Here is a 23464-nt window from a genome sequence, read left to right on the forward strand (position 1 = left end):
CCGGCGTACCAGCCCGGCAGCTGCCGGGGGACGCCTCAAAAAGCTTACCGTGCCCTGCGGCTCTCTGATGTCAGGGTTTTCCACATGGCGCGCCCGGGCCCTCGCGCAGTTCCGTCCGCGGCGCGAAGCTGAAGGAGCCTGCTAGGGCACGACATTTCGAGACAGGACATGAGCATGAGTGACAACATCACGGTCCGCGGCTTCGTCGCCACGGAGCCCAAGAGTTCGACGACGCCCGGCGGAGTGGCGACGGCGTCGTTCCGGCTGGGCTCAACCGACCGGCGCTACGACCGCGCCAAGGACGCCTGGGTTGACGGGAACACCAACTGGTTCACCGTCCAGGGCTACCGGCAATTGGCGGGAAACATCGGCTGCAGCATCAAGAAGGGCCAGCGGGTCATCGTCATGGGGCGGCTCAAGATGAGGAGCTGGGAAAATGACGGCCGGATCTACCACGTGGCCGAGATCGCCGCCGAGTCCGTCGGCCACGATCTCATGTGGGGATCCGCCAACTTCATCCGCACCGCCACCAATGGCCCCCAGGATGCTGCCGGACAGTCCGGGTCGACCCCGGCCTTCCCGGACAGCAGCCGTGAAAGCCATGAGGATGACGAGTCGCAGGAAGGACACAGCGACGACAGCGCCGGGGACGGGTCCGGATCCCACACGGTCTTCATCAATGACGTCAGCGGCGAGGCAGAAGAACTTGACCAGGAGACGGGCGAACTGAAAGGGGCGGCCGCCTGAAAGGGCACCCGCAGCCGGGGTGCGGTGGCTGGGGCCGCATCCTGTCCGCCGGCGGGTGGGCATCAGGACCGCATGAATGTGAGTTATCCCGGCCGAACCACTAGATTTGTAGGCATGGCGGAATTTATCTACACAATGACCAAGGCCCGCAAGGCCGTTGGCGAAAAACTCATCCTCGATGACGTGAGCATGTCCTTCTTCCCGGGGGCCAAGATCGGCGTCGTCGGCCCGAATGGTGCAGGTAAGTCCACCATTCTCAAGATCATGGCGGGACTGGACACGCCGTCGAACGGTGAAGCCCGGCTCAGCCCCGGCTACACGGTCGGTATCCTGCTCCAGGAACCGCCGCTTAACGAGGACAAGACCGTCCTTGGCAACGTCCAGGAGGGCGTCGGCGAGATCTTCGGCAAGATCCAGCGCTTCAACGAGATCTCCGAAGAGATGGCCAGCCCCGACGCTGACTACGATGTCCTCCTTGAGGAAATGGGTCAGCTGCAGGAAGCGATCGACGCGGCCGATGCCTGGGACCTCGATTCCCAGCTTGAGCAGGCCATGGACGCCCTCCGCTGCCCGCCGCCCGAAGCCGACGTCACCCTCCTCTCCGGTGGTGAGCGCCGCCGCGTCGCCCTCTGCAAGCTCCTGCTCCAGAAGCCGGACCTGCTGCTCCTCGACGAGCCCACCAACCACCTCGACGCCGAGAGCGTGCTCTGGCTCGAACAGCACCTTTCCGCCTACCCCGGCGCCGTCCTCGCCGTCACCCACGACCGGTACTTCCTCGACCACGTGGCCGAGTGGATCGCCGAAGTGGACCGCGGCCACCTGTACCCGTACGAGGGCAACTACTCCACGTACCTCGAGAAGAAGCGCGCGCGCCTGGAAGTCCAGGGCAAGAAGGACGCCAAGCAGGCCAAGCGGCTCACCGAGGAACTCGAATGGGTCCGCTCCAACGCCAAGGGACGCCAGACCAAGTCCAAGGCCCGGCTGGCCCGCTACGAGGAGATGGCTGCCGAGGCCGACCGCACCCGCAAGCTGGACTTCGAAGAGATCCAGATTCCGCCGGGACCGCGCCTGGGCGGCCTCGTCCTGGAAGCGAAGAACCTGCAGAAGGGCTTCGAGGACCGCACCCTGATCGACGGGCTGTCCTTCACCCTGCCGCGCAACGGCATCGTCGGTGTCATCGGCCCCAACGGCGTCGGCAAAACCACCCTGTTCAAGACCATCGTCGGGCTCGAGCCCCTCGACGGCGGCGAGCTGAAGATCGGTGACTCCGTCAAGATCTCCTACGCGGACCAGAGCCGCGGCGGCATCGACCCGAACAAGACCCTGTGGGAGGTCGTCTCCGACGGTCTCGACTACATCCAGGTCGGCCACGTCGAAATGCCGTCCCGCGCCTACGTCGCCGCCTTCGGCTTCAAAGGCCCGGATCAGCAGAAGAAGGCCGGTGTTCTCTCCGGTGGTGAGCGCAACCGCCTGAACCTGGCGCTGACCCTCAAGCAGGGCGGAAACCTGCTGCTCCTCGACGAGCCGACTAACGACCTCGACGTCGAGACGCTCAGCAGCCTCGAAAACGCCCTGCTCGAATTCCCGGGCTGCGCCGTCGTGGTCTCGCACGACCGCTGGTTCCTGGACCGGGTGGCCACCCACATCCTCGCCTACGAAGGCGACGAGGAGAACCCCTCCAAGTGGTACTGGTTCGAGGGCAACTTCGAATCCTACGAGGAGAACAAGGTCGAGCGCCTCGGCCCGGATGCGGCCAAGCCGCACCGCGTGACCCACCGCCGCCTCACCCGCGACTAGTCCGCGAGGCACGAAGCGCAAAACGAAGGCCGGCTCCCCGCCCGGGGAGCCGGCCTTTCGCATGCCACCGGCCTGGGCCGGCCGGGCGCCGTGGATCAGCCGCGGTCAGCTTTGCGCATCTGGTGCTGCAGGACTTTGGACTGGACAGCGCCCTTGACTTTGTTCTTGAGGTCCGTCGGAATCCGGATCATGCCTTCCTGCGCCACCGTGGCCACGTGGACGCCGTCCCGGCTGAAGATTTTGCCGGTAGCCAGGCCGCGGGCTCCCTGGGCGCTGGGGGATTCCTGCACGTAGAGCAGCCACTCGTCCACGCGCAGGGGACGGTGCCACCACATGGCGTGGTCCAGGCTGGCCACCGACATGCCCGGGGTAATCCAGCTCATCCCGTGCCTGCGGAGGATCGACTCCAGGATGGTGTAATCGCTCGCGTAGGCCAGGGCCGCGCGGTGCAGCTCCGGATCATCCGGCATCGGCCCGAACGTCTTCATCCAGACCGCGTTCCGCGGTTCCTTGTCGCCCTTGGCCGAGACGTACAGGGCCGGGTCGACGTGCCGGATATCGAAAGGCCGCTCGTAGGCCCAGTGGCGGGCCACCGGGTGGTCGTACTTGCCCAGGAGATCAGCCGTGCTGGGCAGCGACTCCGGCCCGGGAATGCCGGCCGGCATTTCGGTCTGGTGCTCGATCCCCTCGTCCTCGTCCTGGAAGGACGCGATCATGGACAGGATGGGCATGCCCTCCTGGTACGCGTGCACGCGCCGCGCCGAGAACGAGCGGCCGTCCCGGAGCCGCTGGACGCCGAAGGTGATGGGTTTGTTGGCGTCCCCCGGACGCAGGAAATAGCCGTGCATGGAGTGCACGCCGCGCCCCTCGGGAACGGTCCGGCTCCCGGCGATCAGCGACTGCGCCAGCACCTGGCCGCCGAACACGCGGTGCCGGGGCTGCTGCTGCGAGGGGCCCATAAAAATGTCCTCGTCCGTCCGGGCACCCTCGAGCTCCCCGAGGTTCAGCAATTGGAGGAGTGAGGAGGTGGGGTCCTGTGTCGGCGGCCCCTGCAATCCGGCTTCGGCTTCAGTCATGGTTCGACTCTAGACGTCACTCCGGCGCCGTCCCAAAGAGGCACAGCCGGTAGAGTCGAGATTGTGTCTGACGTCCTCACCCAGCCCCTCCAGTTCAACGATCCCCGCGACCTCGCCGATCTGCGCACTTTCGCCACCCGCGCCAAATCGATTGACGACGGCGCGATCCGCCTCCAGGCGTCCGGCCCGGTGCTTGCCGCCTACGTCTGCGTGTTGCGGCCGCGGCTGCTGGGGGAGTCGACGCCGACGATCCTCGGGCTGCGGACCATGGCCCTGGCCCGGCCGGCGGACACGGATGTCACGGTTCCGATCTCGGCGGTGCTGGACCGGCTGGCACGTGCCGGGGAGAACGACGTCGAGTTGCCGCTGCCGCCGGTAACCGTCACCGAGTCCTGGGCCGGCGTCGGGGCCCCGCGAGGCGGATGGGAAGCCGTCGGCACGCTGCAGGATTCCGCGCTGCGCCAGTCCGCCGAGGCCGGCATCACAGAGATCGCCGCTATCATCCCGGACAAACCCGGCGCATTGATCGTCAACAACGCCCGCGCCACGGTCTGGGGGAGGGAGCTGCCGGGAGCCGAGGGGCTCCCGCTGGGCGCCGCCTTCGCGGCCCTCACCCTCGGCTTCCTGGCCGACGGCGAACAGCAGCTCTACCGGGCCGGACGCTGGTTCCGCCTCAGCGGTGACCGCGGGCACGTCCTGGCCCGTACCGGCTCGGGACTCGACCTTGCGCTGTAGCGACGGTCTGCGAGTCCCGCAGGGAACTTGCCGTCCAATACCCTGCCGGGTATTCTGAACGCAGAAAGACCCCGGAGGCATTCCCCCAAGTGCCTCCGGGGTCTTTCCATGTCGGCCGTCAGGCCGTGGACGGGCTGTTCACCATGGACAGCGCCGCACGCTCCATGTAGTCCCACAGCGTCCCCTCGTACAGGGGCGGCAGGTCCAGGGAATCCACCGCTGCGCGCATGTGGAGCAGCCAGCGCTCCTTTGCTTCGGGGGTGACCTGGAACGGCATGTGGCGCATCCTCAGCCGGGGATGACCGCGCTCCTCGCCGTACGTCGTCGGGCCGCCCCAGTACTGCTCGAGAAACATCAGGAAGCGCCGCTTCGCGGGGCCCAGGTCCTCCTCCGGGTACATCGGCCGCAGCAGCGGATCAGTCGCCACGCCGTCGTAGAACACGTCGATGAGCTTCACGAAGGTCTCGTGGCCGCCCACGGCGTCGTAGAAGTTGTCCGTGTAGCCGGGCTGGCTGAACGGATCGTTCTGCAGCAGCTGCTTGGGCTGGCGGGGTTCGCCGCCGCTGGGAATCGTCATGCCTCTATTCTCCGGCCTTCTGCTGGGGGGCACTGTCCGCCTCGCCCTCCGGCGGTGTTACGGGCGGAATGTAGGTGCCCTGGGAGCGGTTGCCCACGCGCAGGATTTCGCCGTTGCGCAGGTACCAGATGGTGCCGTCCTCCGCCCGGACCCGGGTGATCCGCAGGTTCATGGCCTCCACCGTGCCCACCACCTCGGAGGTTTCGATGATGTCGCCGATGCCGTACTGGTCTTCGATCGTGATGAAGATGCCGGCCAGGAAGTCGCGGATGAGCTGCTGGGCGCCGAAGCCGATGGCGATACCGAGGATCCCGACGCTGGTCAGGATCGGCGCGACGTCCACGTTGAGGTTCTTGAGCACGTACACGCTGGTGAGGACCGAGATGAGGACCCCCACGACACTCCGGAGCAGCGCTCCGATGGTGTGGGCCCGCTGGACCCGGCGCTCGTGCTCCAGCGCGCGGAGCGCGGGCGCAGCCCAGCGGAAGTACGGTTTCTTGAAGAAAGTGGATCCCGCGGCGATGCGCTTGGTGATGACGGAGATCACGAAGGACGCCGCCAGCCACAGGGCGATGCCGACCCCCAGGCTGATGAGGACACCCGCCACGTTGATCTCCGACATGGCCGACATGTCCGGCGGGGTGATGGGTTCGGTGGTCATGCTGAACATCGGCGGGGGTACTCCTTGTAGCTGTGTTTCTGTTGCCGGCCGGTAGCGCCGGGCTGTGCGTCCTGAGGGGCGGCCGGCGTTCGCCGGGCGCATAACGCTCTGGTCTCATTCAACATTAGCGCCGTACCGTGGCCCCATGCGCATCCTGGTCCTCGGCGGCACCGCCTTCCTTTCAGCAGAAATAGCCCGGCAGGCCGTGGCCGCCGGTCACGACGTCACCTGCCTGGCGCGCGGGACCGTTTCCGCCCCGCCCGACGGCGCCACCTGGCTGCGGGCGGATCGCTCGCAGGGCGCGGCCGCTTACGCAGCCGCCTCCGGGGGCGCTGCTTCCGGCGGCGGGTGGGACGCCGTCGTCGACGTGTCGCGGGACCCCGGCCAGGCGCGGGAGGCCCTTGAGGCGCTGGCCGGCTCAGCCCGGCACTGGACCTTCGTCTCCAGCTGCTCCGTCTACGCAGACCACTCCGTGGCCGGGGCGGCCGAAGACGCCGGCGTTCTGGCGCCGCTCGCGCCCGGCACGGAGCTTAGCGCCGGGAACTATGGCGAAGCGAAATCCGCGATCGAGCAGTGGACCGCGGAGCTCGCCGGGGGCAAGGCCCACCTCTGCCGGGCCGGGCTCATCGGCGGCCCGGGCGACGCCTCGGACCGCTACGGGTACTGGCCGGCGCGCTTCGCCCGTGACGCCGATCCGGTCCTGGTCCCGGACATCCCCACGGACGCCACCCAGATCATCGACGTCCGCGACCTCGCGGCCTGGATCCTCACCGCGGCCGAAGGCGGAGTCACCGGGGCGCTGAACGCCGTCGGCGAGCCCGTGCCCTTTGCCGCCTACCTCGAGGAATCCCGGCAGCTCGCCGAGGGCGAAGCGGACGTCGTCGTCGCTCCGGAGGACTGGCTGGCGTCACACGGCGCGAACTACTGGGCCGGTCCGGACTCGCTGCCGTTGTGGCTGCCGCCCGGCCACGACGGCTTCGCGACGCGCAGCAATGCCGCGGCCCGTGCCGCCGGGCTGCGCACGCGGCCCTGGATGGACACGCTGCGGGACACCCTGTCGGATGAGCGCCGCCGCGGGCTCGGCCGTGAACGCAAGGCCGGGATGAGCCCGGAGACGGAACGCCGGATCCTGGCCGAGTACCGGGCAGAGGTCTCAGCCCGGCTCGACTGACCGGGCCCGCGGAACGTGTTCAGTCCGTCCGGCCCTCCACCACAGCCGTGGGCTCGTGCAGCACCGGGAAGTTGACGCTCCGGGCGATGAAGCAGACCGTGTTTGCCCCGGCGTGCAGTTCCTCCATGAGTTCCTCCGCCGCCGGGGCCGCCAGGGTCACCCGGGGCTTGAGCGTCACCGATTCAAACTGCCCGCTGCCGTCCCGGTTCGTCCGCATCAGTCCCTCGGCCCGGTCCTCGTACGCCGTCACCACGACGCCATGCTTCACGGCGACGTGCAGGAAGGACAGCATGTGGCACTGGGACAGTGCCGCCAGCAGCAGCTGTTCCGGGTTGTAGCGGGTCCGGTCGCCGTGGAAGGTCGGGTCCGCCGAGCCGTGCAGCACTGGCAACCCGGGGATCTCGATGTCGTGGTCCCGGGAATAGCCGCGGTACGACGCCGTCCCCTCGCCAAGGTTCCCGGTCCAGCGGACTGTCAGCGCATAGCGGTGCTCATCGAGGCTCATGGGTCCAGCCTAGAACGAAGGAACCCCGGCGCCACACAGGGGCGCCGGGGTTCCAAGGTTCCGGAGGCAGATGCCTACCCGGCGTCGGCCTGGCGGGCGCGCAGGGCACGGGCCACCCCGTCGCGGTTCTCCAGCATCATCCGCCGCAGGGCCGCGCTGTCCTCCGGCAGCGTGGCAAGGAATTCATCGGTCCGGTCGACGGTCGCCTGCGTGGTCAGCTGCGCCGGGTAGAGCCCGACGACGATCTGCTGGGCCAGTGCGTGGGTGCGTTCCTTGACGATGCCCGGGACGGCGTCGAAGTACTTCTCGGCGTACGGCTCCAGCAGGGACGTGTCCAGCACCCGGGTGAAGCCGGTGACGGCCGAGCCCTGGAGCGCGTTGGACAGATCGCCCTTGACCACGATCGAGTCCCAGGCAGCGGCTTTGGCCTCAGGCGTCGGAATCGCGGCCGTCGCGAGGGCCGCGGCGTTCTGCCCGGTGGCGGTGTTGTCGTGCTCGAGCTCGGCGTCGATCTTCTCCTGCCCGGCGCGGCCGCCGGCCACGAGGGAGGTGATCAGCTCCCACCGCAGGTCCTGGTCCACGGCCAGGCCCTCCAGCGTCAGGCTGCCCTCCAGCAGGCCGGACACGGTGTCCAGCTGGGACGCGCTGCGTGCCAGCAGGGCGTAGGACTTGACGAACTGCAGCTGCGCGTCGGAGCCGGCCGGGACGCCCGAGGCGAGGTCCCAGAGCCGGTCGGCGGCGGCGACCGCGGTAGCTTCCTTGTGTTCCGGGGCCACATAGAAATTCAGTGTGGTGGCCAGCTGGCGCAGCTGGACCAGGATCACGGAGGAATCGGATTCCTCGGCGATGTTGGCCAGGATCAGTTCCACGTAGCCGCGGGCAGGGGTTTCGCCGTCGCGGGCCGCATCCCAGGCCGAGCCCCACACCAGGGTGCGGGGAAGGCTCTGGCTGAAGTCCTTCAGGTGCGCCGTGGCGGTGGCCAGCGACGCCGGGTCGAGGCGGACCTTGGCGTAGGCGAGGTCGTCGTCGTTGAGCAGGATCAGGTCCGGCTGCGCCAGTCCGGCCAGGGCCGGCACGTCGGTGCGCCCGCCGTCGACGTCGAGCTCCTCGCGGTGGACGCGCTCCAGCTTCCCGGAGCCGTTGAGGTTGTAGAACCCGACGGCGAGCCGGTGCGGGCGGAGGGTGGGCTGGCCCTCGGTGGCGGACTGCAGGATCGCGAAAGAGGTGATTTTGCCGTCCGATCCCACGGACAGCTCGGGCTTGAGCGTGTTGACGCCGGCGGTCTCCAGCCAGAGCCGGCCCCACTCGTCCAGGTCGCGGCCGCTGGCCTTTTCGAGTTCGGCCATCAGGTCGCTGAGCTCGGTGTTCTGCCAGGCGTGCTTGCGGAAGTACTCGCGGACGCCGGACATGAACTCCTCAGGACCCACCCAGGCGACGAGCTGGCGGAGCACTGAGGCGCCCTTGGCGTACGTGATGCCGTCGAAGTTCACCTCGACGTCCTCCAGGTCGTTGATCTCGGCGAAGATCGGGTGCGTGGTGGGGAGCTGGTCCTGGCGGTAGGCCCAGGACTTCTCCACCGAGGCGAAGGTGGTCCAGGCGTGGTCGAACGCGGTGTTTTCCACGGCGGCCAGGTGGGACATGTACTCGGCGAAGGACTCGTTGAGCCAGAGGTCGTTCCACCAGCGCATCGTCACGAGGTCCCCGAACCACATGTGCGCGAGCTCGTGCAGCACGGTGATGGCGCGGCGCTCCACCTGGGCGTCCGTGACCTTGCTGCGGAAGACGTAGCCCTCCAGGATGGTCACGGCCCCGGCGTTTTCCATGGCCCCGGCGTTGAACTCGGGGACGAAGAGCTGGTCGTACTTCTCGAACGGGTACGGGCAGCCGAACTGGGCCTCGAAGAACTCGAAGCCCTGGCGGGTGAGTTCGAAGATGTTGTCCGCGTCCAGGTACTGCATGAGCGACTTGCGGGCGAAGACTCCCAGCGGGGTGACCTTCCCGTCGGCGGAGACCACTTCGCTGCGGACGGACTGGTACGGCCCGGCGATCAGGGCCGTGACATAGGACGAGAGCCGCGGTGTGGGAGTGAATTCCCAGACCGAGCGGGCGCCGCCGTCGGTGCCGGGGCTGGTCTCGACCCGCACCGGGGTGGGGGAGTTGGAGATGACATCCCAGTGCGAGGGCGCAATGACCGTGAACGTGAAGCTGGCCTTGAGGTCGGGCTGTTCAAACACGGCGAACATCCGCCGGGAATCCGGAACCTCGAATTGCGTGTAGAGGTAGACCTCCTGGTCCACCGGGTCCACGAAGCGGTGGAGCCCTTCGCCAGTGTTCATGTACGGGGCCTCGGCGACGACCAGCAGCTCGTTCTCCGCTTCGAGGTCCGGCAGCTGGATGCGGACGCCGTCGGACACCTCGGCCGGGTCAAGTTCGCGGCCGTTCAGGGTCACGCTCTGCACGGCGTCGGTGACGGCGTCGATGAAGGTCGAGGACCCCGGCGTGGCCGTGAACTTCACGGCGGTGGTGCTGCCGAACACTTTTTCCCCGCGGGTCAGGTCGAGTTCGACCTCGTAAGAGTCGACGGCGATCAGGTCGGCGCGCTCGCGTGCTTCGGCGCGCGTCAGGTTCATTCCGGGCAAAGGGGGGCCTCCAAGGATGCTTAGGGGTGGGAACTCAATACTGTGAAATTATTCTTTCACTTCTGCGGCGCTTGGCAAGTTGCCTGGGTCACACCAAGTTACCGGACGCCGTATCCCCGGGAGTAGCGTTGGGGATATGGGAAAGCTTCGAGACTCCGTCGACGCGAGGGCGCTGCGCTTCGCCGTGGGATTCCCCCTGATGCTTGCAGCCGGGTTTATGGTGTGCGCTTTCCTGATCCGCCCCGATCTGCCCGAGCCGCTGGCGGTCCGCTGGGCCGGGGGAGCCGCCGTCGACTTCGCGCCGTTCGGGGCTGTCGTGGGGGTCGGTGCGGCCATGATCGTGCTGATCGGCTGGGCCGTGCTGGTGCAGGCGGTGCCGCTCTCCCGGCCGGCCATCATGCGCCGGATCATGATGGGGACCGGACTGTTCGTGAGCCTCTTCATCGCCACGGTCCTCGCCGCCGTACTGGTTGGTCAGCTCGGACTGGAAGACCCCGGCCGGGCGCAGGTGGACGTCGCCGTGCTCGCCATGGGCAGCGGTGCGGCCCTGGGCCTGGGCGTCGTCATGGGCTTCGTCTTCAAGGCCGACGAGCGCTGGTCCACGGACGACGACCGTGCCATGGAGGAAGCCCTGGCCCGCGAACTCGATCCCGACCTGGCCCGTGATTCCGTGAGCCTGTGGGTCCACGCCCGCAGTTCGGTCTTCGTGATGCTGGGGATCGCCACCCTGCTTCCCGCCGCACTCCTCACAATCGCCGTGCCGTGGCTGGGCGCCCTCCTGGTCGCCCTGGCCCTGCTGGCCGCCGCCTGCCTGTTCGCCCGCATCCGGGTGGACCGCAGCGGCCTGCGGGTCTTCGCCGCGGGGTTCGTCCGGGTCATGGACGTGCCGGCCGCTGCGATCGCGGCGGCGACGCCGAAAGAGGTCAGGGCTGCGGACTACGGCGGCTGGGGCTACCGGAGCCACGGCTCGGCGACGGCCCTGCTGGTCAGCAGCGGGCCCGCCGTCGTCGTCGACCGCTCGGACGGGCGGACCCTGACCGTCAGCGGCGGCAGCGCCACGACCGCGGACAACGTTGCGCAGGTGATCTCGCGGGTGGCGGCCCGGGCGCGCCGGACCGGCGGCGCCGCCGATGTGTGAAGCCCGGGACGCCGGCCGAACAAGCCTCCCGGGCCGTGCCCTAGTAGGCTGGGAACAGCCCCCGCCCTGCACCAGCAGCCCACGTGACCGCACCGGACTGCCCGACTGAACGGATACGCCGTGACCCCCTCCGACTTCCCGCGCGTGCACATCGCCACCGACCACGCCGGCATGGAACTCAGCGCCCACCTCGTCAGCCACCTCACCGCCAAGGGCTACGACGTGGTCGACCACGGACCCAAGGCCTACGACGCCCTGGATGACTACCCGTCCTTCTGCATCAACGCCGCCCTCGCGGTGGTGGCGGACCAGGAAGCCGGCACCAACGCCCTCGGGATCGTGCTGGGCGGCTCCGGCAACGGCGAGCAGATCGCCGCCAACAAGGTCAAAGGCGCCCGCGCCGCGCTGGCCTGGAACCTGTCCACTGCCAAGCTCGCGCGTGAGCACAACGACGCCAACGTGGTCGCCGTCGGCGGCCGCCAGCACAGCGTCGCCGAGGCCACCGAAATCATCGAAGCGTTCCTGGCCGAACCCTTCAGCAACGACGAGCGCCATGTCCGCCGGATCGGCAAGATCGCCACCTACGAACGCACCGGCGAGGTCATCGACTAGTGCCGGAAGGGCATTCCGTACACCGGCTGGCCCGCCAGTTCGGGGACGTTTTTATGGGGGAGCGGCTCGCCGTCTCCAGTCCGCAGGGCCGGTTCACCCAGGGCGCGGCGCTGCTGGACGGCCACACCCTCGTCGGCTCCGTGGCGCACGGTAAACACCTCTTCCTGGAGTTCGAGCACGGGCTGTTCCTGCACGTCCACCTCGGCCTTTACGGCGCCTGGGACTTCGGCGGCGACGACGGCTTCCGCGGCGCATCCAGCATCGGAGCGCCCCGCAGGGTGGGGGAGCGGGAGGTCTACGAAGACGGCGGGCCGGCCGAGGCGTACGCGGGTCCGCCCGCGCCGGTCGGGGCCGTCCGCGTCCGGCTCGCCGGGGCCCACGGCTGGGCCGATCTCCGCGGCGCGACCACGTGCGAAACGATCACTGACGCGGAGGCCGGGGCCGTGCTGGCGCGGCTCGGCCCGGACCCGCTGCGGAACCTTCCCGGCGACCGGGACTCCTTCACCGCCGGGATCCTGGCCAAACGCACGCCGCTCGCTGCCCTGCTGATGGACCAGAAGGTGATGGCCGGCGTCGGGAATGTCTACCGCGCCGAACTGCTGTTCCGGCAGGGCCTGGACCCGTGGCTGCCCGGGAAGGGACTCTCCACTGAGGCGGCCCGGCGGCTCTGGGACGACACCGTCGCCATGATGTCCGACGGCGTCCGCGAGGGCCGGATCATCACCACACCGCCAAGCTACTGGACCGCGTCCGACGGCGGCGTGCCCGTGGCCGGCGGACCCCGGGGCCTTCTGCCCGCCCCGGAGCAGTCCCACTTCGTCTACCGGCGGCAGGGGCTGGACTGCCGCGATTGCGGCACGCCAGTGGCCCTGACGGATCTCGGCGCCCGGAAGCTCTACTGGTGCCCGGCCTGCCAGGCACCGTGAGCCGGCACGAAAAAAGCCCCTCCGCGGAGGGGCTTTTCGTCATATTTCGGAGGGGACGACGGGAATCGAACCCGCGTAATCAGTTTGGAAGACTGAGGCTTTACCATTAAGCTACGTCCCCGGGAATTCGCAGGAACTTTCCTGCAAAACTTCCGGGCGGCTGTTGAAGCCGGATACAACTAAACCCAATTCAGGGCCCCGCTGTCAAATGTGCAAACCGGCACAATATGACCGTAGACTGTTCTGTGCACTTACGGGGTGTAGCTCAGCTTGGCTAGAGCACCTGCTTTGGGAGCAGGAAGTCGCAGGTTCAAATCCTGTCACCCCGACTCTGCGAGTACCGCCAGGCTTTGGCGGTGCAGAACCCCACCCCCTAAAACCAGGAGTACTTAGACTGTGAAGAGCGCTGTCGAGAACCTCACCCCCACGCGGGTCAAGCTCAATGTTGAGGTCCCCTTTGAGGAATTGAAGCCCAGCATCGCAGAGGCATACAAGACTGTTGCTTCGCAGATCCAGGTCCCCGGCTTCCGCAAGGGCAAGGTCCCCTCCAAGCTCATCGACCAGCGCGTTGGCCGCGGCTACGTGCTGGAGACGGCCATCAACGACGGCCTCAACGGCTGGTACCAGGCTGCCGTGCAGGAAACCGGCATCCGCCCGCTGAGCCGTCCCGAGGTCGAAATCACCGAGGTTCCGGACCCCTCCGCCACTGACGGTGAACTCAAGTTCCACGCCGAGGTTGACGTCCGCCCCGAGATCGAACTGCCCGACTACGCCGGCATCAAGGTCGAGGTCGCAGCCGCCGAGTCGACCGACGCCGACGTCGACAAGGCCCTGGACGAACTGCGCGGCCGCTTCGGCACGCTGAAGTCCATCGACCGCCCGGCAGCCGACAAGGACTTCCTGACGATCGACATCACCGCCTCCATCGACGGCGCCGAGGTTGATTCCGCTGCCGGCCTGTCCTACCAGGTCGGCGCCGGCACCATGCTCGAAGGCCTCGACGAAGCCGTCACCGGCCTCAGCGCCGACGAGGACGCCATCTTCGACACCACCCTCGTGGGCGGCGAGCACGCCGGCGAGTCCGCACAGGTCAAGGTTGTGGTCAAGTCCGTCAAGGAGCGCGAGCTTCCCGAGGCTGACGACGACTTCGCCCAGCTGGCCTCCGAGTTCGACACGCTGGCCGAGCTGCGCGAGGACCTCGCCAAGCAGGCCGCAGAGTCCAAGGTCGTCGAGCAGGGCGTCGAAGCCCGCGACAAGGTCCTCGACAAGCTCGTTGAGCTCGTGGAGGTTCCCGTCCCGGAATCCGTCGTCGAAGAGCAGCTCGAGCAGCACTTCAACGCCGAGAACGCCCACGGCGAAGGAGAGCACGACACCGAGGAGCACCGCGCCGAGGTCAAGGCCAACACCGAGCGCGCCTTCCAGAACGAGATCATCCTTGACGCCATCGCGGAAAAGGAAGAAGTCAACGTCAGCCAGAACGAGCTGATCGACTACATCGTCACCACCGCCAGCCAGTACGGCATGGACCCGAACCAGTTCGCCCAGATCATCGATCAGAGCGGCCAGGTCCCCATGATGGTTTCCGAGGTCCGCCGCCGCAAGGCACTGGCCGTCGTCCTGGGCCAGGCCGAGGTCACCGACTCCGAGGGCAACAAGGTTGACCTCAGCGACTTCGTCCGCCCCGGCGGCGAAGAGGCACCGGTCGAGGCCCCCGAGGCCGACGTCGAAGAAGCCGCTTCCGAGGAAGCTGCCACTGCCAAGAATGATGACCCGGCAGCAGTGAAGTTCTAACACTTCCTGTTCCCGCAGTTCCCGCCCGCACCCCCGGATCAACGATCCGGGGGTGCGGGGTTTTAAGCCCACGATGAACCCTCCCGGGCAATCGTGCGCCGTCAGCGAACAGCCCCGCGCCTGAGCACAAAGCGGGCCGGAAAACCGTTAGTGTCCATGTAGGAAAGTTCAGTGATGTCGTCCAGTGGCGTCACCGTCGCCAGCGAGAGGTAAGTACATATGTCACAGCAAGCAGGGGCACCCCGGATGGCTACTGTCGATCCGGCCGCCCAGGATAACTACATTTACAACCGCCTGCTGAAAGAGCGCATCATCTGGCTCGGCTCCGAGGTCCGCGACGAGAACGCCAACGCGATCTGCTCGCAGCTGCTGCTGCTCTCGGCCGAGAACCCCGAGAAGGATATCTACCTCTACATCAACTCACCGGGCGGCTCCGTCACCGCCGGCATGGCCATCTACGACACCATGCAGTTCATCCCGAACGACGTCGTCACCGTCGCCACCGGCCTTGCCGCCTCGATGGGACAGTTCCTGCTCTCCTCCGGCACCAAGGGCAAGCGCTACGCCACCCCCAACGCCCGCATCCTGATGCACCAGCCCTCCGGCGGCATCGGCGGCACGGCCTCGGACATCAAGATCCAGGCCGAGCTCATCCTGCACATGAAGAAGGTCATGGCCGAGCTCACGGCCGACCAGACCGGCCAGTCGGTCGAGACCATCCTCAAGGACAACGACCGCGACAAGTGGTTCACGGCCAAGGACGCCCTCGAGTACGGCTTCTTCGACAAGATCGCGGCGCACGCCGGGTCTGTCGCCGGCGGCGGCGGAACGAACGCCAACGGCAGCGGCCCCACCGACGCAGCCACCGAGAACTGACCGGCACGTAGACAGCAATGAATTCAGGAGCAATGAACATGAACTACAACTTCGGTTCGACTGCCGGTAACCTGCCGAGCAGCCGCTACGTGCTGCCGCAGTTCGAAGAGCGCACGCCTTACGGCTTCAAGCGCCAGGACCCGTACACCAAGCTGTTCGAGGACCGCATCATCTTCCTGGGTGTCCAGGTCGACGACGCCTCCGCCGACGACGTGATGGCGCAGCTGCTGGTGCTCGAATCCACCGACCCGGACCGCGACATCACGCTCTACATCAACTCCCCGGGCGGCTCCTTCACCGCCATGACGGCGATCTACGACACCATGACGTACATCCGCCCGGAGATCCAGACCGTCTGCCTCGGCCAGGCCGCCAGCGCCGCAGCCGTGCTGCTTGCGGCCGGCACGCCCGGCAAGCGTCTTGCCCTGCCGAACGCCCGCGTGCTCATCCACCAGCCCTCGCTGTCCGGTGGCCAGGGCGGGCAGGCTTCGGACCTGGAGATCCAGGCCGCCGAGGTCATGCGGATGCGCTCCTGGCTCGAGGACACGCTGGCCAAGCACTCCGGCCGGACGCCGGAGCAGGTCAACAACGACATCGAGCGCGACAAGATCCTTACCGCGGCCGAGGCCATGCAGTACGGCCTGATCGACCAGGTGCTGGATTCCCGCAAGATCAAGCCCCAGGCCATTGCCAAGTAGCGCAACAAGTAAGTAACAAGCAGTTTCCGACGCCGGTGCGGCCCACTTTAAGTGGCCGCCCCGGTGTCGGCTTTCCACCCAACCGGCCTAAAGTGACCTAGAGTGGAACATGTCACAGGCGGCAGCAAGATACTAAAAGGGGTTCACATATGGCTCGGATTGGCGAGAGCACGGATCTGCTGAAGTGTTCTTTCTGCGGAAAGAGCCAGAAGCAGGTTCGGAAGCTTATTGCCGGGCCCGGCGTCTACATCTGCGACGAGTGCATTGAACTCTGCAACGAGATCATTGAAGAAGAACTCGCTGAAGTTGCTGACCTGGGAAGTTTCGAGCTGCCCAAGCCCCGCGAGATCTTCGACTTCCTGCAGGAATACGTGATCGGCCAGGAGCCCGCCAAACGCTCGCTCGCCGTCGCCGTCTACAACCACTACAAGCGCATCCAGGCCGGCCACGCCCCCAAGAGCGGCAGCCTCGCCGAAGGCGTGCACCACGACGACGTGGAGATCGCCAAGTCCAACATCCTGCTGATCGGCCCCACCGGCTGCGGCAAGACGTACCTCGCGCAGACCCTGGCGCGCCGCCTCAACGTCCCCTTCGCCGTCGCCGACGCCACCGCGCTGACCGAAGCAGGCTACGTCGGGGAGGACGTCGAGAACATCCTCCTCAAGCTCATCCAGGCCGCCGACTACGACGTCAAGAAGGCCGAACAGGGCATCATCTACATCGACGAGATCGACAAGATCTCGCGCAAGAGCGAAAACCCCTCCATCACCCGTGACGTTTCGGGCGAGGGTGTGCAGCAGGCCCTGCTGAAGATCCTCGAAGGCACGGTCGCCTCCGTTCCGCCGCAGGGCGGCCGCAAGCACCCGCACCAGGAATTCATCCAGATCGACACCACCAACGTGCTCTTCATCGTGGCCGGCGCCTTCGCCGGGCTCGAGGAGATCATCGGCTCGCGGTCCGGACGCAAGGGCATCGGCTTCGGCGCCCCGCTCAACGAGGTTAAGAACAACACCGACTCCTATGGTGAAGTCATGCCCGAGGACCTGCTGAAGTTCGGGCTCATCCCCGAGTTCATCGGGCGCCTCCCGGTCATCACCACGGTGTCCAACCTCGACCGGGCCGCGCTGATCCAGATCCTGTCCACCCCTAAGAACGCCCTCGTGAAGCAGTACCAGAAGATGTTCCAGCTCGACGGCGTCGAGCTGGTCTTCGATGACGAGGCGCTGAACACGATCGCCGACCAGGCACTCGAGCGCGGCACCGGCGCCCGCGGGCTCCGCGCCATCATGGAGGAAGTCCTGCTTCCTGTGATGTTCGACCTGCCCAGCCGCGACGACATCGCCACGGTGGTCATCACGGAAGACGTCGTCTCCAACAAGGCTGCGCCGACGATGATCGCCCACGACGTCAAACGCCGCAAATCCGCCTGATCCCAAATAAATGGTCCGCACCGGCCGCTGTTATATTTGACGCGCCCGGTCATCGAGCCAGTGGCGCACCTGTCCCCAGCAGACTTCCCTTAGGAGATCACCTGTGCCTGAAACCCTGACTACCCCAGCCGAGACCAACAAAGCCGACTTCTGGTTCGACCCGATGTGCCCCTTTGCCTGGGTGACCTCCCGCTGGATCGGCGAAGTGGAAGAAGCCCGCGACATCAAGACCGAGTGGCATGTGATGAGCCTCGCCGTGCTCAACGAGGGCCGTGACGAGCTGCCCGAGCAGTACCGGGAGTTCATGAAGAAGGCGTGGGCTCCCGTCCGCGTCATCACTGCCGCCGCTGAACAGCACGGTGCGCAGTACATCAAGCCGCTCTATGACTCCATGGGCACCAAGATCCACAACGAAGGCAACAAGGACATCGACGAGGTCATCGCCAAGTCACTGGCGGAGGCTGGACTGCCGGCCGGGCTCGCGGCAGCCGGCCAGAGCGACGAATTCGATGCCCAGCTCCGCACCAGCCACGAGGCGGGCATCTCGCTTGTGGGCCAGGACGTCGGCACGCCGGTCGTCGCTTTCAACGGCACGGCCTTCTTCGGCCCGGTCCTGACCCGCATCCCGCGTGGCGAGGAAGCCGGACGGATCTGGGACGCCACCGTGGCCTTGGCATCCTTCCCTTACTTCTTCGAAATCAAGCGGAGCCGTACCGAAAGCCCGGTCTTCGACTAGGCCCGTAGACACCGCGCCGGGCACCTGCCCGGCCCGCCAAGAGCCCCGGAAGAATTACTGTGATGTAGTTCTTTCGGGGCTCTTGTGCATCGGCAACGGCGGGACAACAATGGAACTTACCCACTTCGAAAGAAGAGGGACGCAGGAACCAAAGATTCAGTGACACTTATCCGACGCAGCCTTCGGCAAAGTCAGATGATGGCTACCAGTGACGAGGTAGGAAGACCTGAAAATCCAAGGATCCCGCCAGATTGTCTAAGACGTCACGTGACAATCGAAAAGTCGAAGCCCCACCAACGGCAAAACGCTGATGGGGCTTCCCCTTTGCCTGAAAACAGGTTCCTAGACCTCGGCCGGTGCCAGGACGACGTCGCTCACAGCTAGTTCGCCGTCGCCGCCCACCAGGGTCAGCTCCCGCGCGTTGGCGGCGGCCTTGAGGTCGCCCAGGCCGGCTTTCAGCTGCGTGGTGAGGGATTCCGAGGCCGTGATGGTCGCGGACAGGACCTCGGTGCGCTGCTTGACCTTGGCCTCCGACTTGGCCTTGCGGATACCGCTCAGGGCGGTGCCCACGGTGGCCAGGAGGGTGGTGTCGCCGTCGACCGCGACGGCGGCCGGCCAGTCCGCACGGTGCACCGAACCGGCGCGCCACCAGCTCCAGACTTCCTCCGTGGCGAAGGGCAGGAACGGGGCGAACAGGCGCAGCAGCGTGTCCAGGCTCGTCGCCAGCGCTGCGAGGACGGAGGCCTGCTCGGCCTCGCCCGCGGCGCCGTAGGCACGGTCCTTGATGAGCTCCACGTAGTCATCGGTGAAGTGCCAGAAGAAGCTCTCCGTGATCTGCAGGGCCCGGGCGTAGTCGTAACTGTCGAACGCCTTCGTGGCCTGCTCGACTACGTCGGAGAGCTGCGCCAGCACGGCCCGGTCCAAGGGATTGCCCAGCACGGACAGGTCCGCGGACACCACAGAATCCTCGGTGGCGCCCAGGTTCAGGACGAACTTGGAGGCGTTCAGGAGCTTGATGGCCAAGCGGCGGCCGATCTTCATCTGCGCGATCTCGTAGGCCGTGTCCGCACCGAGCTTGGCCGAGGCCGCCCAGTAACGGACGGCGTCCGAGCCGTACTCCTCGAGCACGTCGGTCGGGACGATCACGTTGCCCTTGGACTTGGACATCTTCTTGCGGTCCGGGTCAAGGATCCAGCCGGAGATGGCCGCGTGCTTCCACGGCGCGACGTCCTGCAGGGCGTCGGCGCGGACCGCGGTGGAGAACAGCCAGGTCCGGATGATGTCGTGGGCCTGCGGGCGCACGTCGAACGGGAAGACCTTGGCGAAGAGTGCCTCGTCCGTGCTCCAGCCGCCCACGATCTGCGGGGTCAGCGATGACGTGGCCCAGGTGTCCAGCACATCGGCGTCGCCGGTGAAACCGCCTGGCACGTCGCGCTGGGCCTCTTCGTACCCGGGGGCGGCGTCGGCCGCGGGGTCCACCGGCAGCTGCGCGTCGGACGGGACGATCGGGGTCGCGAAGTCAGGGTTGCCGTCGGCGTCCAGCGGGTACCAGACCGGCACCGGCACGCCGAAGAAGCGCTGGCGGGAGACGAGCCAGTCGCCGTTCAGCCCGGAGATCCAGTTCTCGTAGCGTGAGCGCATGAACGCCGGGTGGAAGTCGATCTCGTGTCCGCGGGCAATGAGCCGCTCACGGCGTTCCGCGTCCCGGCCGCCGTTGCGGATGTACCACTGGCGGGAGGTAACCACCTCGAGGGGCTTGTCGCCCTTTTCGAAGAAGTTGACCGGGTGCATGATCTTCTTCGGCTCCCCGTCGAGGAGTCCGGCAGCGGCGAGCTGTTCGACCACTGCTTCCTTGGCGCTGAAGACGGTCTTGCCGGCGATTGCCTCGAAGGCGGCGCGGCCTTCGGCGGTGGTGATCCACTCCGGGGTTTCGCCGATGATGCGGCCGTCGCGGCCCACGATCGCGCGGGTGGGCAGCTGGAGCTCGCGCCACCAGGTGACGTCGGTGAGGTCACCGAACGTGCAGACCATGGCGACGCCGGAGCCCTTGTCCGCCTTGGCGAGCGGGTGGGCCTTGACCTCCACCTCGACGCCGAACAGCGGGGAGGTGACCTTCTTGCCGAACAGCGGCTGGTACCGTTCGTCGTCGGGGTTCGCCACGAGCGCGGCGCAGGCGGCCAGCAGCTCCGGGCGGGTGGTCTCGATGTAGATCTTCTCGCCGTCTTCGGTGAAGAACGGGTAGCGGTAGTAGGCGCCCGCGACCTCACGGTCCTCGAGCTCGGCCTGAGCCACGGCGGTGCGGAAGGTGACATCCCACAGGGTGGGCGCCTCCGCCATGTAGGCGTCGCCGGCGGCAAGGTTCGCCAGGAAGGCGCGCTGGGAGATGGCGCGGGACTTGTCATCGATGGTGCGGTACGTCAGGTCCCAGTCCACGGACAGGCCGAGCGTCTGGAAGAGGTTCTCGAAGACTTTCTCGTCCTCGACGGCGAGTTCCTCGCAGAGTTCGATGAAGTTCCGGCGCGAGACGACGTCGAAGTCGCGCTGGTTCTTCGCAGGCTCCGCCGGCGGTCGGTAGCCGGCGTCGTACGCGGTGGTGGGGTCGCAGCGCACGCCGTAGTAGTTCTGCACGCGGCGTTCGGTGGGCAGGCCGTTGTCGTCCCAGCCCATGGGGTAGAAGACGTTCTTCCCGGTCATGCGCTGGTAGCGTGCCAGGACGTCAGTCTGGGTGTAGGAGAACATGTGGCCGACGTGCAGCGAACCCGACGCCGTGGGCGGGGGAGTGTCGATCGAGTAGACCTGCTCCCGGGTGGTGTCCAGGTTGAACTTGTAGGTCCCTTCGTCAAGCCAGCGCCGCGTGAGGGCGTCTTCCAGCCCCTCAAGGGCGGGCTTGTCCGGAACGTTGATGGGGGCGGTGGTGGGCGTGTCTGTACCCTGAGTGTCTTCAGCCATGGGCCAATTCTTCCACGTCCCGGCGAGTTGACCTGCAGTAGCGTGCAGGCCGGCTTTAGTAACATGCGGAAATGGAAGATTCTGCCGGACGTTTCGTGATCAAGCGCGTCTATGACGAACCCGCCGACGACGACGGCTGCCGGGTGCTGGTGGACCGGCTCTGGCCGCGCGGTGTCAGCAAGGAGCGCGCGCAACTGGACTTGTGGCTCAAGGAGGTGGCGCCGTCGCCGCCGCTGCGGACGGAGTTCGCGCACATGCAGGAGCGCTTCGCCGACTTCCGCACCGCCTATGAAGCCGAACTCGACGGCAACCCCGCCGTGCAGACGCTGCGTGACCTGGCCGCGGAGCACGGGAAGGTGACACTGCTGTTCGGGGCGAGGGACCCACAGACCAACCATGCCCGGGTGCTGCTGGAGTTCCTGCAGCGCTAAAACGTTAGGGTGGTGCCATGACTGAGGAAATCGACATCAAGACATCAGCAGCCAAATCAGCAGTAGTTACGGGCGCCAGCACCGGAATCGGCGCGGCCACCGTCCGCGCGCTCCGGGGCGAGGGCTGGACCGTCTACGCTGTGGCCCGGCGTGCGGACCGGCTGGAGGCGCTCGCCGCGGAAACCGGCGCGGTCGCGGTTCCGGCAGACCTGACCGACGACGCCGACGTGGCCCGGCTCCTCGACGAGGTGACGCGCGCCGGCGGCATCGACACGCTCATCAACATCGCCGGCGGCGCCCGGGGCGCTGACAAGGTGGCCGATGCCAAGACCGAGGACTGGGAGTGGATGTTCGAGGTCAACGTCCTGGGCACCATGAAGCTCACCAGGGCCTTCCTCCCGATGCTCCGCGCCTGCGGGGAAGGCACCGTCCTTAATCTGACGTCGACGGCGGGACTCTCCGCCTATGAGGGCGGCGGCGGCTACAACGCAGCGAAGTTTGCCCAGCACGCGCTCACCGGCGCCCTGCGCCTCGAAGAGGCAGAGCACAACCTCCGCGTGATCGAGGTGGCTCCCGGGCTGGTCCAGACGGAGGAGTTCGCGCTGAACCGCCTCGGCGGCAACCCGGACGCTGCCGCGAAGGTCTATGCCGGCGTCGAGAAGCCCCTTACCGCGGCGGACGTCGCCGACGTCGTCCGGTACGCCGTTGTGGCACCGCACCACGTCAACCTCGACCAGATCGTGATCCGTCCGGTGGCGCAGGCGGCCAACTACAAGCTGATCCGCAAGGCATAAACGCCGGTCAACCGTCGGCAGGGACGGACAGCGTCACCATGATGGCGGCGTGGTCCGTTCCGGGCACCCCGTGTACCGCATAGCCTGCGCTGCGCACCGACGGGCTGGTCACGATGTGGTCGATCGTGATGCCGGGAAGCAACAGGCCGTCCATGGGCCAGGTGGGGATCAGGCGTGAGCCCTGGGCCATCCCCACGTCCACCACCTTCCGGCCCTCACCCTGCAGGAGCTGCCTGAATTCGGCATGGTCGTAGCTGGCGTTGAAGTCACCGGCCAGCACCACATTTCCCGGCCGGGATACCACTTGGCCGAGCGCGGCGAGGTCGCTGCGCCACTTCGGCAAGCCCACCCCTACGGGAGCACGCGTGTGGACGTTCGTCAGCTCGACGACGGCCCGCTTCCCCTGGGACTCGGCGGTGAGCTGGATGAGCGGCATCGAAAAATGGGAGTCGGGCACTGTCCCGGCGCGCTCCAGCTTGTGGACCGAGTAGACAGCGTTCCCGGCGGCCCGGCCCGCGGGGGCGCTGATCCTGTTCGGGAGCAGCCCGGCCAGTCCGGCATCACCAAGCCGGTCTTCGAGGGCCTGGGTGTATTCCTGGATCGTCAGCAGGGTGATGCCGTGCTCGCGGACCAGCCGGACGATTTCCGCCGCGTCCGCTTTGCCGAGTTTGGCGTTGAGGCTCATCGCCCGGAGCTCCAGGGTGTCCTGGGCCGTTCCTTCCTCGGCATCCGCCTCAGCCTGGCCGTAGTCCAGCGGGACCAGCCAGAAAAGCTGCACGGCCACGAGTCCCGCGGCGGCCCCCGCCATCCACCGCCGGCGGCCCAGCACGGCGAACAGCAGGGAGACGCTGGCGGGCAGCACCAGCCACGGGGTGAAGGACACCAGCTGGACAACGGTAGTGGGCCATTCCCGCGGCACGGCACGGAACACGGAGACCACCACGACGGGTGCTGCGGCCAGCCCCGCCATCAACCGCCAGCCGGCAGCCGCAGGCCGCGCGGGCGTCCCTTGGGCAGCGCGGCCCCGGTCCCGGAACATCATGGGACTCAGTGTAGGCATTGCGGGCCGATTCCAGTTGTTAGACTTCTTCTAGCAGCTTTGACCCGGCCATCACCGGTGAGCTTCCGGAAGAACGCCCCGGTGCAACGTCAGCACGCGCCAGGGCCGGTAGAAC

21 protein-coding genes and 2 tRNA genes are annotated in these 23464 nt (G+C 67.1%); 15 read left to right on the plus strand and 8 right to left on the minus strand.

Annotated features, from left to right (window positions below; all coding sequences use genetic code 11):
- The first annotated feature begins 174 nt into the window (after positions 1–174).
- Positions 175–747, plus strand: a complete 573-nt coding sequence (ssb, locus tag AC1DF4_RS13705; RefSeq protein ID WP_476913400.1) for a single-stranded DNA-binding protein — start codon at positions 175–177, stop codon at positions 745–747.
- Between the two features lie 114 nt (positions 748–861).
- Positions 862–2544 (plus strand): energy-dependent translational throttle protein EttA, encoded by a 1683-nt coding sequence (ettA, locus tag AC1DF4_RS13710; RefSeq protein WP_476913401.1) that lies wholly within the window; start codon positions 862–864, stop codon positions 2542–2544.
- 95 nt (positions 2545–2639) lie between these two features.
- Here ettA and AC1DF4_RS13715 read toward each other — a convergent pair whose 3' ends face one another.
- The gene (locus tag AC1DF4_RS13715) at positions 2640–3620 is read right to left on the minus strand and encodes an acyl-CoA thioesterase (RefSeq protein WP_476913402.1); all 981 of its coding nucleotides are present in this window, start codon (positions 3618–3620) and stop codon (positions 2640–2642) included.
- Positions 3621–3683: 63 nt separating this feature from the next.
- Between AC1DF4_RS13715 and AC1DF4_RS13720 the strand changes: the two genes are divergently transcribed.
- Positions 3684–4355, plus strand: a complete 672-nt coding sequence (locus AC1DF4_RS13720) for a DUF8185 domain-containing protein (protein WP_476913403.1) — start codon at positions 3684–3686, stop codon at positions 4353–4355.
- A gap of 118 nt (positions 4356–4473) precedes the next feature.
- On the opposite strand, the gene AC1DF4_RS13725 is transcribed toward AC1DF4_RS13720, so the two are convergent.
- Together AC1DF4_RS13725 and AC1DF4_RS13730 are read right to left on the minus strand one after the other, a co-directional pair.
- Positions 4474–4932 (minus strand): globin, encoded by a 459-nt coding sequence (locus tag AC1DF4_RS13725; protein WP_476913404.1) that lies wholly within the window; start codon positions 4930–4932, stop codon positions 4474–4476.
- A 4-nt stretch (positions 4933–4936) separates the two neighbouring features.
- Positions 4937–5602 (minus strand): mechanosensitive ion channel family protein, encoded by a 666-nt coding sequence (locus AC1DF4_RS13730; RefSeq protein WP_476913405.1) that lies wholly within the window; start codon positions 5600–5602, stop codon positions 4937–4939.
- Positions 5603–5738: 136 nt separating this feature from the next.
- Here AC1DF4_RS13730 and AC1DF4_RS13735 point away from each other — a divergent pair, with 136 nt between their 5' ends.
- The gene (locus AC1DF4_RS13735; RefSeq protein ID WP_476913406.1) at positions 5739–6764 is read left to right on the plus strand and encodes an NAD-dependent epimerase/dehydratase family protein; all 1026 of its coding nucleotides are present in this window, start codon (positions 5739–5741) and stop codon (positions 6762–6764) included.
- A gap of 19 nt (positions 6765–6783) precedes the next feature.
- On the opposite strand, the gene AC1DF4_RS13740 is transcribed toward AC1DF4_RS13735, so the two are convergent.
- Positions 6784–7269, minus strand: a complete 486-nt coding sequence (locus AC1DF4_RS13740; RefSeq protein WP_476913407.1) for an OsmC family protein — start codon at positions 7267–7269, stop codon at positions 6784–6786.
- A gap of 74 nt (positions 7270–7343) precedes the next feature.
- Positions 7344–9899, minus strand: coding sequence for an aminopeptidase N (pepN, locus tag AC1DF4_RS13745; RefSeq protein WP_476913451.1), 2556 nt, complete (start codon positions 9897–9899; stop codon positions 7344–7346).
- Positions 9900–10044: 145 nt separating this feature from the next.
- Between pepN and AC1DF4_RS13750 the strand changes: the two genes are divergently transcribed.
- From AC1DF4_RS13750 to AC1DF4_RS13760, 3 genes are all read left to right on the plus strand, one after another.
- Positions 10045–11046 (plus strand): hypothetical protein, encoded by a 1002-nt coding sequence (locus tag AC1DF4_RS13750; protein ID WP_476913408.1) that lies wholly within the window; start codon positions 10045–10047, stop codon positions 11044–11046.
- 120 nt (positions 11047–11166) lie between these two features.
- Entirely contained in the window at positions 11167–11658 is a 492-nt protein-coding gene (locus tag AC1DF4_RS13755; protein WP_476913409.1) for a ribose-5-phosphate isomerase, read from the plus strand.
- Positions 11658–12584, plus strand: coding sequence for an Fpg/Nei family DNA glycosylase (locus AC1DF4_RS13760; protein ID WP_476913410.1), 927 nt, complete (start codon positions 11658–11660; stop codon positions 12582–12584). Before AC1DF4_RS13755 ends, AC1DF4_RS13760 begins: the two co-directional genes overlap by 1 nt.
- Before the next feature lie 50 nt (positions 12585–12634).
- Here the strand turns inward: AC1DF4_RS13760 and AC1DF4_RS13765 are convergent.
- Positions 12635–12705 (minus strand) — tRNA-Gly (locus AC1DF4_RS13765).
- Between the two features lie 133 nt (positions 12706–12838).
- Here AC1DF4_RS13765 and AC1DF4_RS13770 point away from each other — a divergent pair.
- From AC1DF4_RS13770 to AC1DF4_RS13795, 6 genes are all read left to right on the plus strand, one after another.
- Positions 12839–12913, plus strand: a tRNA-Pro gene (locus tag AC1DF4_RS13770).
- A gap of 67 nt (positions 12914–12980) precedes the next feature.
- Positions 12981–14375, plus strand: coding sequence for a trigger factor (tig, locus tag AC1DF4_RS13775; RefSeq protein WP_476913411.1), 1395 nt, complete (start codon positions 12981–12983; stop codon positions 14373–14375).
- Positions 14376–14621: 246 nt separating this feature from the next.
- Positions 14622–15251, plus strand: a complete 630-nt coding sequence (locus AC1DF4_RS13780) for an ATP-dependent Clp protease proteolytic subunit (protein WP_476913412.1) — start codon at positions 14622–14624, stop codon at positions 15249–15251.
- Between the two features lie 38 nt (positions 15252–15289).
- The gene (locus tag AC1DF4_RS13785; RefSeq protein WP_056430069.1) at positions 15290–15949 is read left to right on the plus strand and encodes an ATP-dependent Clp protease proteolytic subunit; all 660 of its coding nucleotides are present in this window, start codon (positions 15290–15292) and stop codon (positions 15947–15949) included.
- Between the two features lie 149 nt (positions 15950–16098).
- Positions 16099–17379 carry an ATP-dependent Clp protease ATP-binding subunit ClpX gene (gene clpX, locus AC1DF4_RS13790; protein WP_346927403.1) on the plus strand — a complete coding sequence of 427 codons (1281 nt, stop codon included), beginning with the start codon at positions 16099–16101 and terminating at the stop codon, positions 17377–17379.
- A gap of 103 nt (positions 17380–17482) precedes the next feature.
- The gene (locus tag AC1DF4_RS13795) at positions 17483–18115 is read left to right on the plus strand and encodes a mycothiol-dependent nitroreductase Rv2466c family protein (protein ID WP_476913413.1); all 633 of its coding nucleotides are present in this window, start codon (positions 17483–17485) and stop codon (positions 18113–18115) included.
- 342 nt (positions 18116–18457) lie between these two features.
- On the opposite strand, the gene valS is transcribed toward AC1DF4_RS13795, so the two are convergent.
- Positions 18458–21064, minus strand: a complete 2607-nt coding sequence (valS, locus tag AC1DF4_RS13800; protein WP_476913414.1) for a valine--tRNA ligase — start codon at positions 21062–21064, stop codon at positions 18458–18460.
- Positions 21065–21135: 71 nt separating this feature from the next.
- Here valS and AC1DF4_RS13805 point away from each other — a divergent pair, with 71 nt between their 5' ends.
- Together AC1DF4_RS13805 and AC1DF4_RS13810 are read left to right on the plus strand one after the other, a co-directional pair.
- Positions 21136–21495 carry a DUF488 domain-containing protein gene (locus AC1DF4_RS13805; protein ID WP_476913415.1) on the plus strand — a complete coding sequence of 120 codons (360 nt, stop codon included), beginning with the start codon at positions 21136–21138 and terminating at the stop codon, positions 21493–21495.
- Positions 21496–21512: 17 nt separating this feature from the next.
- Positions 21513–22289 carry an SDR family oxidoreductase gene (locus tag AC1DF4_RS13810; protein ID WP_476913416.1) on the plus strand — a complete coding sequence of 259 codons (777 nt, stop codon included), beginning with the start codon at positions 21513–21515 and terminating at the stop codon, positions 22287–22289.
- A gap of 7 nt (positions 22290–22296) precedes the next feature.
- Here AC1DF4_RS13810 and AC1DF4_RS13815 read toward each other — a convergent pair whose 3' ends face one another.
- Entirely contained in the window at positions 22297–23349 is a 1053-nt protein-coding gene (locus tag AC1DF4_RS13815; protein ID WP_476913417.1) for an endonuclease/exonuclease/phosphatase family protein, read from the minus strand.
- Between the last annotated feature and the right edge of the window lie 115 nt (positions 23350–23464).

It is taken from the genome of Arthrobacter sp. 05N429 (assembly GCF_056397045.1).

What these genes read in the sequence shown, in the direction of transcription:
- valS (WP_476913414.1), bottom strand. Translation starts at nt 21,064, where the DNA reads ATGGCTGAAGACACTCAGGGTACAGACACGCCCACCACCGCCCCCATC.
- ssb (WP_476913400.1), top strand. Translation starts at nt 175, where the DNA reads ATGAGTGACAACATCACGGTCCGCGGCTTCGTCGCCACGGAGCCCAAG.
- AC1DF4_RS13715 (WP_476913402.1), bottom strand. Translation starts at nt 3,620, where the DNA reads ATGACTGAAGCCGAAGCCGGATTGCAGGGGCCGCCGACACAGGACCCC.
- AC1DF4_RS13740 (WP_476913407.1), bottom strand. Translation starts at nt 7,269, where the DNA reads ATGAGCCTCGATGAGCACCGCTATGCGCTGACAGTCCGCTGGACCGGG.
- AC1DF4_RS13750 (WP_476913408.1), top strand. Translation starts at nt 10,045, where the DNA reads ATGGGAAAGCTTCGAGACTCCGTCGACGCGAGGGCGCTGCGCTTCGCC.
- AC1DF4_RS13805 (WP_476913415.1), top strand. Translation starts at nt 21,136, where the DNA reads ATGGAAGATTCTGCCGGACGTTTCGTGATCAAGCGCGTCTATGACGAA.
- AC1DF4_RS13785 (WP_056430069.1), top strand. Translation starts at nt 15,290, where the DNA reads ATGAACTACAACTTCGGTTCGACTGCCGGTAACCTGCCGAGCAGCCGC.
- AC1DF4_RS13735 (WP_476913406.1), top strand. Translation starts at nt 5,739, where the DNA reads ATGCGCATCCTGGTCCTCGGCGGCACCGCCTTCCTTTCAGCAGAAATA.
- AC1DF4_RS13730 (WP_476913405.1), bottom strand. Translation starts at nt 5,602, where the DNA reads ATGTTCAGCATGACCACCGAACCCATCACCCCGCCGGACATGTCGGCC.
- ettA (WP_476913401.1), top strand. Translation starts at nt 862, where the DNA reads ATGGCGGAATTTATCTACACAATGACCAAGGCCCGCAAGGCCGTTGGC.
- AC1DF4_RS13810 (WP_476913416.1), top strand. Translation starts at nt 21,513, where the DNA reads ATGACTGAGGAAATCGACATCAAGACATCAGCAGCCAAATCAGCAGTA.
- AC1DF4_RS13815 (WP_476913417.1), bottom strand. Translation starts at nt 23,349, where the DNA reads ATGCCTACACTGAGTCCCATGATGTTCCGGGACCGGGGCCGCGCTGCC.
- clpX (WP_346927403.1), top strand. Translation starts at nt 16,099, where the DNA reads ATGGCTCGGATTGGCGAGAGCACGGATCTGCTGAAGTGTTCTTTCTGC.
- AC1DF4_RS13780 (WP_476913412.1), top strand. Translation starts at nt 14,622, where the DNA reads ATGGCTACTGTCGATCCGGCCGCCCAGGATAACTACATTTACAACCGC.
- pepN (WP_476913451.1), bottom strand. Translation starts at nt 9,899, where the DNA reads ATGAACCTGACGCGCGCCGAAGCACGCGAGCGCGCCGACCTGATCGCC.
- AC1DF4_RS13725 (WP_476913404.1), bottom strand. Translation starts at nt 4,932, where the DNA reads ATGACGATTCCCAGCGGCGGCGAACCCCGCCAGCCCAAGCAGCTGCTG.